This is a genomic window from Mesorhizobium sp. M7A.F.Ca.CA.004.04.2.1, assembly GCF_004022825.1.
Lineage (GTDB): Bacteria > Pseudomonadota > Alphaproteobacteria > Rhizobiales > Rhizobiaceae > Mesorhizobium.
Genome location: NZ_RZPH01000180.1, coordinates 1 through 7,883, shown reverse-complemented (window position 1 = coordinate 7,883; position 7,883 = coordinate 1). Strand labels below are relative to the sequence as shown.

The window sequence follows — 7,883 nt, the reverse complement described above, 5'->3', positions numbered from 1 at the left end:
GTGCCTTGCCGAGGTCGACGAGCTCGGGACGCAGCGCCAGCATCATCGAGGTTTCGATGACGCTCGCATGTTCCAGCTCGATGCCGGGATAACCATCGGGGAACACTTTCGCCAGCGTCTCTGTGCGCACCATTTCCCAATGATCGATGCGCAGGATCGTCAGATCCGCCGCACGCTCGCGGCCGATGGTGTCGAGCGCCAGTTCGATGCCCTCGATTGACGGGCCGATGTTCTCGTAGTGGCCGTTGAGGACAACGATACGCCGGACCTTCTGGCGATAGAGATCGCAGATCACATCCTTGACCAGCAGCGAAAACGTATGCGCCGTGATGTTGATCGTGCCGGGGAAGGCCGGGCCGCCGCCTGTTCTCGGCTGCGAGCGGTTGCCGTAAGCGATGGTCGGCGCGACGAGGCCGCCGACCTGCTTCGCGACCGTCTCGGCGATGGCGGTGGGAAGCACGACATCGACATTCATCGCCATGTGGTGGCCATGCTGCTCGGTCGAGCCGAGCGGCAGGAAGATAGGAGCGCCGGCGGCGATCCTCTTCTCGGCTTCGGGCCATGGCAGTTCAGCGAGGAAAACTCGGTCTTTCATGATCATCTCGTTTCAAAGCATCGCCGCGCCACCATTGGCGCCCAGGCATTGTCCGGTGAAGAAGGTGGCGCCGGGGCCGGCAAGGAAGACCACCGCGGAAGCGATTTCATCCGGGCGGCCGATCCGCCCCAGCGGGTGTGTCGTTTCCTGCGCGCGCTGGCTCTCGCTCAGCGCCTCGAAACCGAGAAGCGGCGTGTCGGTCGGCCCCGGCGCCACGGCGTTGACCAGGATGCGAGGGGCAAGCTCTCGCGCCCAGGAGCGGGTCAGGCCGAGCAATGCCGCCTTGGTCGCGCAATAGACCGAGGCGTTCGACCGGCCGAGATAGGCGAGCTCGGAGGCGATGTTGACGATGCGGCCGCCATCGGGAAGGTGCGGCAGGACTTCCCGTGCCACGATGATGGCGCCGCGCACATTGACGGCGAACATGCGGTCGACATGGTCGAGCGAAATCGCCTCAAGCGGTGCTTCATGGAGGATGCCGGCATTGTTGACCAGAATGTCGTAGCCGCCGATCCGTTGCGCGCCTTGCCTGACCGCGGCAATGATGTCGGCCTCATTGGCAAGGTCGCAGGCAAGGATCGGGATATCGCCGTCGGATGCCTTGAGATCGAAGCCGAGAACAATGGCTCCGGCGTCCCGCAAGGCGAGCGCGGTCGCGCGACCGATGCCGCTGGCCGCACCGGTGACCAGCGCGCGTTTTCCGTGCAGCGGGGTTACCAAGGCACTTCTCCCCTGTCGACGCCGAGCGACTGCCCGGTGATGTTGGCCGCGAGATCCGACGCCAGGAACAGATAGGTGCCGGCCATGTCGGCCGGCTCCATCAGGCCGGGCAGGGCTTGCGCGCCAACGATGTCTTCGAGCAGTGCTGCTTCACTGACGGCGCCTTGCTCGGCCATCCGGCCAAGCGAGCGCATCGATGCTTCCGTGCGGACCCATCCCGGACAGACCGCATTGACGCGGATGCCTTTCGATCCAAGTTCCTTGGCCCAGGTTTTCGTCAGGCCGATGATGGCGTGCTTGGAGGCGACATAGGCGCCGAACCGCGCTTCGGCGACGCGGCCCCAGATCGATGCGGTGTTGATGATCGAAGCGCCGGCCTGCATGCGCGGCAAGGCGCGCGCGGTGACAAGCGCCGTGCCGATGACGTTGATCTCGATGATGCGCCGGAAGGCGGCTTCGGCCTCGTCGCTGCTGTCGGTGATCGGCGTCATCAGCTCGAGGCCGGCATTGTTGATGAGCACGTCGATCCGGGAGATCGGTCCGAGGGCCGCGCCGACCGCCTCGCGGTCGGCGATGTCGGCCTCCGTGCCTGTGGCGCCCAAGTCGTGGGCCCGTTCGTGCACGGCCGCGTCGTTGGCAATGAGGTGCAGGCTGGCGCCGGCCTGGGCGAAGCCCTTGGCGATGCCGAGCCCGATGCCTCGGCTCGCTCCGGTGATCACGACCGTCTTTCCGGAAAAGGAGAGGCTCATACGACCACTCCGGTTTCGTTGCGGATCAGATGCAGGACCTTGTTGCGCAGCTCGAAGAATTTCTGGGTTTCGCGAATCTCCAGCGGCCGGTCCGGGCCAAGCTCTGCCGCCACGTCGATATCGGCGACGATCGAGGCTGGACGGCGTGAGAACAGGATGATCCGGTCGGCGAGAAATACGGCTTCTTCGACGTCGTGGGTGACGAAGATGATGGTCTTTTCCTCGCGGATCTGGATCTGCCGCAGCTCGACCTGAAGCCGCTCGCGCGTCAGCGCGTCGAGGGCGCCGAAAGGCTCGTCCATCAACAGCACGTCTGAGCCTGCGGCGAGCGTGCGGGCTATGGCCACGCGCTGGCGCATGCCTCCCGAGATCCGGTTTGGATAGGAGTCGGCAAAGTCGGCGAGCCCGAACAGCTTGAGATAGTGGCTGATACGCTCGGCTCTTTCGGTGGCACCGAGGTCCTTCCTGTAGCGCATGCCGAAGGCGATGTTGTTTTTGACCGTCAACCAGGGAAACGACGAATAGGACTGGAACACCATGCCGCGCCGACGGTCCGGCCTGACGACCTTTTCCCCGCCAAGCAGGATCGAGCCCGAACTCGGTTCGTCGAGGCCGCCGACCATGCGCATCAAGGTGGTCTTGCCGCAGCCCGATGGGCCGAGAAAGACGACCAGCGAATTGCGCTCGAGGCCAAGGCTGGTGTTTCGCACGACATCGACGGGGCCGAAGGACTTGGCCGTGTCGATGAATTGAACATATCCGGTCATGTCATGCTCCTCACAGATACCGGAACAGCCGGCGGTGAAGCAGGCGCAAAAGTTGGTCGGTGACAAGGCCGATCAGGCCGATGACGACGACGCCGGCCATGACCTCCGGTGTCTTGACGAAGCGCCGGGCCGTCCAGATCACATAGCCGATGCCGGAATCGGCGGCGACGATCTCGGCGATGATCAGATAGGTCCAGCACCAGCCGAGCGTGATGCGCAGATTGTCGAGCAGCGTCGGGCCCATCCAGCGCAGGGCGACGTCGACCATGACCTGCCTCGAATTGGCACCGACGGTGCGGGCGACCTCGACGAACTCCTGCGGCACGCGCCGCATGTCGTCGGCGACGAGCAGCACGAGCTGGAAGAACGTCCCCAGCCAGAGCAGGAAGATCTTGGTCTCCTCGCCGACGCCGAACCAGATGATCGACAGCGGCACGAGTGCGGGGACCGGCAGGTAGCGGATGAAATCGATCATCGGCTCCAGGGCGGCGCCGACGATCCGGTAGCTGCTCATCATGATGCCGATCGGGATCGCCATGACGGCGGCCAGCAGGAAGGCAATCCAGACACGGGTGGTCGAAACCGCGACGTGCCACAGCAGGTTCTGCTCGGTCAGCATCGTCCACAGGGCAATGACGACGCGGCTCGGCGAGGGCAGGAACTGCGGCGCAATGATGCCCGCGCGCGCCGCCAGCTCCCACAGGGCAACGACGAGCACAGCCGCGGCGACACTGACGGCAAACTCCAGCATCGGCGATGCGCGACCGCGGAAGACAAACAGGCTGCTGAACAAATCATTATCCCCGGATGATCGAAAGAACGGCCGTCACCGGCGCGAGCCGGAATGACATCGCTGCCGACAGCCGAGACAAGCTGCCGGCCCGGCCGCGCGGCCGCTATTTCGCCGGGATCTTGTTGATCGCCGAACTGTCGATCTGGTCCGCCGCCACCAGTCTGTTGTCGGCGGCGCCGTTCTCCAGGTTTAGATCCATCACCGTGTCGAATATCCCGTGCAACGTGCCTTTTTCTCCCGGCTTGCCCATGTAGGCCAGGGATTCTGCAAGCGTCGTGTAGGACAGGCTGGAGTTGACGATGTCGGTCACTTCGGCAGGCGTCAGGCCGAAATGCTTGGACGCCATGTCGGCGAATTTTTCCGGCTCGGCCTTGATGAAATCGACCGTCTCATAGATGCAGCCGAGGAATTTTGCGTATTTGTCGGGGTTCGCCTTGAAGTCGTCGTTGCGGGCGATGATCGCGTCGATGATGATGCCGCGATGATCCTTGGACGAGATCAGCATGCGGGCACCGGTGCGGGTCGAGGCCTTCAGCGCCTGCGACATGAACGGTTCGTAGGTCGCGATCGCGGCGATCGATTCATCGACGAAAACCGCACCCGTATCGGCCGTCGCGATGTCCTTGATCTGCAGATCCTTCAGCGACAGGCCCGCCTGCTTCAGCTCCATCTGCAGCAGCAGGCGCGAGGGGATGTTGGGCTCGGCCGCGACGACCTTGCCCTTCAGATCGGCAACGGACTTGATCTTGTCATCGGTGATGACGCCGTCGCCACCGACGGATTCGTCGATCGTGCCGATGATGATGCCGGGCGTCGAGGCGTCGCGCGGGCGGCCCTGATATTCGCCGACCGAGCGCATCTGCATCTCGATGTCGCCGCGCGCCATCGCCGCCATGACGTTGGTCAGGTCATCCTCGAACTTGATGCTGACATCAAGGCCCTTGGCGGTGAAGCAGCCAAGGTCGCTGGCGATATGGACAGGCGCAAATCCCAGCCATGTCGGCGCCAGGATGCGGATCTGGTCGGCGCTGAGGGCGAGCTGCGAACTGGCGAGCAGCAGGGCTGCGGACAAGGCGGTGCCTGGTAACGGTTTCATGATTGTTCCCCAATTTTGTTCCGTACAGGCTCGCGATTTCTGACATTGATGTAAATGAGTTTATTTAGAACGATACATCGAATAACATCGATGTATCGTTCTGTGCATCATGGGGAATGGCATGCGCCGGCTGGACAATATCGATATCCGCCTGCTGCGCGTTTTCGTGGCGCTGGCCGATTCAGGCGGGTTCGCCGCTGCGCAAATCACGCTCAACCTGTCACAGCCGACGCTGAGCACGCATCTGGCGGAGCTGGAGAAACGCATCGGTGCCCAACTCTGCCATCGCGGGCGCAAGCAATTCCGCCTGACCGAGGTTGGACAGGCAACCTACGATGCGGCGCAGAGGCTGTTCCGCGACCTTGACGATTTCGGACATCGCATCAATGCAGCCAGCGGCAGCCTGTCGGGCCGCTTGCGGGTCGGCACGTCGGATGGGGTCTTCACCAGTGGCGAACTGGGTATCCAGCACGCGCTCAGCCGCTTCATGGGGCCCGATTCCGACGTCTTCATCGACCTTTCGGTGGGTACGCCGTCCGAACTCGAGCAACAAGTTGCCGATGGCGGTCGCGACGTTGTCATCGGGCCGCTGTCGCAGAAAGCGCCTGGGGTTGTCTATCGCGACTATTGCGGCGAACCGCATCTTCTCTATTGCGGCCGCCGGCATCCGCTCTTTGCGATGCCCGATTCAAGGATCGATCAAGGCGCCGTCGATGCCGCGCGGTTCTCGGTGCGCAGCTATCGACATTTCGACGACCTCTACCTGGTCGGCCATCCCAAGGCGAGTGCATCGGTCGTGCACATGGAAGCGCAGTTGATGCTGATCCTGTCGGGCAACTTCATCGGCTTTCTGCCATGCCATTTTGCCGATCCCTGGGTCGCCGCCGGAGACATGCGGGCGATCAAGCCAAGGGCCTATTCGTTCAGTTCCATACACCGCGTCGCCTATCGCAAGACCGACGCCCAGCGCTCGCTTGTTCAGGCGTTTCTCGGTGCATTGTTCGATGCAACGCCCGTGGCGGGATAGGGCGACATGCAAGCGCGCCACCGGCGAAGATCACAAAGAGGTTTGCAGGGCCTGCAATGACCGCGTCATGTTTTCCCTGGCCTGCGGTTCGAAGCGCTGGCGAAACTCTTCAGTGTGGAAGATGTGCGGGCGGGCGAGGAAAGTCTTCAGGACAGCACTGCGTCCGGCCCGCCACATTGGCTCCTCCACCCAGTGGTACTCGCGCCGCACGGCGCGCTCATAGGCGTCGAAGGCGTCCGGCGCGGCTCCCAGGATCGACAGATCCATATCCAGGAAAAGACTTGCGTCCCGTGTGGCCGCCGCGTCTTCGAACGGCGGCACCTGGTGCGTGGCGGTGGCGACGATCATTGCCGAGATGCGGTTGAGGCGTGAAGGATTTGCGCGGCCCGCCAGCTTTTTCTCGGCAAGGGCAGCACTTTGCGCCTCATTGTCCTTGGCCTTGCTGTCATAGATGGCATCGTGGAACCAGATCGCCGCTTCGATCGCCTCGGGGTCGCCGAGCAATCCTCGATAGTCGCCAGCGAGTGCCAGCATCGCCTCGATATGGGCAAGGTTGTGGTAGTGGCGGCCCTGTGCCCGGTAGAGCGCCGAAAGCTCGCTTTTCAGCGCGTCGTCGATCAAGGGTTCGTTTTCCATGGCTGCTTGAATTCCCGCGAACCAAATCCATTTGACAAAGCACTAAGGAAAATTGAGTTCAATCGTGCTATGATCTGGCTTATATGTGCGGCCAGGCAACAGGCAAGCACAACAGGCAAGCCAGGCAGGACGCAGGACGAGACGGCGATGAACAGCATCAGCATTTCCCGACACAGCGCATTGAAGCCGGTCGATCCGATCTGGCGTTCGATCCGCGACGAGGCCATGGAGGCTGTCAACCGCGACCCGCTGCTCGCTGCATTCCTCTATTCGACCATCCTCAACCAGGACAGCCTGGAAGAAGCAGTCATTCATCGGCTGGCCGAGCGGCTGGCGCACCAGGACATCGGCTCCGATCTCATCCGCCAGACCTTCAAGTCCATGCTGGCCGACGACAAGGAGTGGCCGACGACGGTGCGTGTCGACATCCAGGCCTATTACGATCGCGATCCGGCCTGCGACCGCTTCATCATGCCTGTGCTCTATTTCAAGGGTTTCCACGCCATCCAGACCCATCGGCTGGCGCATTGGCTGTGGAACCAGGGGCGCAAGGATTTCGCGCTCTATCTGCAGAGCCGCTCGTCCTCGGTCTTCCAGACCGACATCAACCCCGCCGCCCGCATCGGCAAGGGCATCTTCATCGACCACGCCACCGGCCTCGTGGTCGGCGAGACCGCTGTCATCGAGGACGACGTGTCGATCCTGCATGGCGTGACGCTGGGCGGCACCGGCAAGGCCGGCGGCGACCGCCACCCCAAGATCCGCTACGGCGTGCTGATCGGCGCCGGCGCCAAGATCCTCGGCAACATCGAAATCGGCCATTGCTCGAAGATAGCGGCCGGCTCGGTGGTGCTGTCGCCTGTGCCGCACAACAAGACGGTTGCCGGCGTGCCGGCCCGCGTCGTCGGTGAGACCGGCTGCGATCAGCCGTCGCGCCAGATGGACCAGCTTCTGCCGTCGCAGACGATGGATCAGGTCGTCAGTTTCGACATCTGATTTTCACGGCGCCGTCGTCTGCTGTCGGATTCCGGCCGCGGGCAGGAGCGGGCGGTTGTCTCGCCTTATCAGGCCGCTTGCCTTTACATCGCCATTGTCGACGTGCCAGAAGCGCGTTCGAACGAGCAAGCCCGATGATCGGAGAAGACTGTTGAAGCCGGACGAAATCAGAAAGCTGGACGCCTATTTCAAGCGCGTCTTCCAGAACCCCAAGCTCGAGGTCAAGGCACGGCCGCGCAAGGACGATTCGGCCGAGGTCTATGTCGGCGACGAATTCCTCGGCATCGTCTTCAAGGACGAGGACGACGGCGATTACAATTTCTCGATGGCGATCCTCGACATCGATCTGGCCTGAGCCAGCGATTTTGCGCTCGGCCGGCTCCGCCTCGAATGCGGCCGGCCGGCCGGACCTTCCGAGGCTTTCTTAACGTCCTGTTTTCAGGACGCGCCCGGCTTCAGTGGCGATTGCCGCGTCGAGCGCCTGCCAATCGCCCAGAAACTCCC

10 protein-coding genes are annotated in these 7,883 nt (G+C 62.9%); 3 read left to right on the top strand and 7 right to left on the bottom strand.

Going from position 1 to position 7,883, the window contains the following annotated elements; translation table 11 throughout:
• The 6 genes from EN893_RS10980 to EN893_RS10955 form a co-directional block, all read right to left on the bottom strand.
• A partial coding sequence (locus tag EN893_RS10980; RefSeq protein ID WP_164900796.1) for a creatininase occupies positions 1–595 on the bottom strand: 595 nt, incomplete at its 3' end.
• A gap of 12 nt (positions 596–607) precedes the next feature.
• Complete coding sequence (locus tag EN893_RS10975; protein ID WP_127271827.1) at positions 608–1,315, bottom strand: SDR family oxidoreductase; 708 nt, start codon at positions 1,313–1,315, stop codon at positions 608–610.
• Positions 1,309–2,064, bottom strand: coding sequence for an SDR family oxidoreductase (locus EN893_RS10970; protein WP_127268136.1), 756 nt, complete (start codon positions 2,062–2,064; stop codon positions 1,309–1,311). Before EN893_RS10970 ends, EN893_RS10975 begins: the two co-directional genes overlap by 7 nt.
• Positions 2,061–2,831, bottom strand: coding sequence for an ABC transporter ATP-binding protein (locus tag EN893_RS10965; protein ID WP_127268137.1), 771 nt, complete (start codon positions 2,829–2,831; stop codon positions 2,061–2,063). The genes EN893_RS10970 and EN893_RS10965 overlap by 4 nt, the downstream gene beginning before the upstream one ends.
• Before the next feature lie 10 nt (positions 2,832–2,841).
• A complete protein-coding gene (locus EN893_RS10960; RefSeq protein WP_236383447.1) occupies positions 2,842–3,624 on the bottom strand; it encodes an ABC transporter permease in 783 nt (260 codons plus the stop codon).
• A 103-nt stretch (positions 3,625–3,727) separates the two neighbouring features.
• The gene (locus EN893_RS10955; RefSeq protein WP_127268138.1) at positions 3,728–4,720 is read right to left on the bottom strand and encodes an ABC transporter substrate-binding protein; all 993 of its coding nucleotides are present in this window, start codon (positions 4,718–4,720) and stop codon (positions 3,728–3,730) included.
• Between the two features lie 121 nt (positions 4,721–4,841).
• Between EN893_RS10955 and EN893_RS10950 the strand changes: the two genes are divergently transcribed.
• Positions 4,842–5,747: a LysR family transcriptional regulator gene (locus EN893_RS10950; protein WP_127268139.1), complete on the top strand. Its 906-nt coding sequence runs from the start codon at positions 4,842–4,844 to the stop codon at positions 5,745–5,747.
• Between the two features lie 30 nt (positions 5,748–5,777).
• Here the strand turns inward: EN893_RS10950 and EN893_RS10945 are convergent, their stop codons facing one another.
• Positions 5,778–6,383 carry a hypothetical protein gene (locus EN893_RS10945; protein WP_127268140.1) on the bottom strand — a complete coding sequence of 202 codons (606 nt, stop codon included), beginning with the start codon at positions 6,381–6,383 and terminating at the stop codon, positions 5,778–5,780.
• Positions 6,384–6,530: 147 nt separating this feature from the next.
• Here EN893_RS10945 and cysE point away from each other — a divergent pair, with 147 nt between their 5' ends.
• Both cysE and EN893_RS10935 read left to right on the top strand, forming a co-directional pair.
• On the top strand, positions 6,531–7,379 hold the full coding sequence (gene cysE / locus EN893_RS10940; RefSeq protein WP_013531333.1) for a serine O-acetyltransferase: 849 nt from the start codon (positions 6,531–6,533) through the stop codon (positions 7,377–7,379).
• A gap of 151 nt (positions 7,380–7,530) precedes the next feature.
• Positions 7,531–7,734 (top strand): DUF3126 family protein, encoded by a 204-nt coding sequence (locus EN893_RS10935; RefSeq protein ID WP_013531334.1) that lies wholly within the window; start codon positions 7,531–7,533, stop codon positions 7,732–7,734.
• The last annotated feature ends 149 nt before the right edge of the window (positions 7,735–7,883 follow it).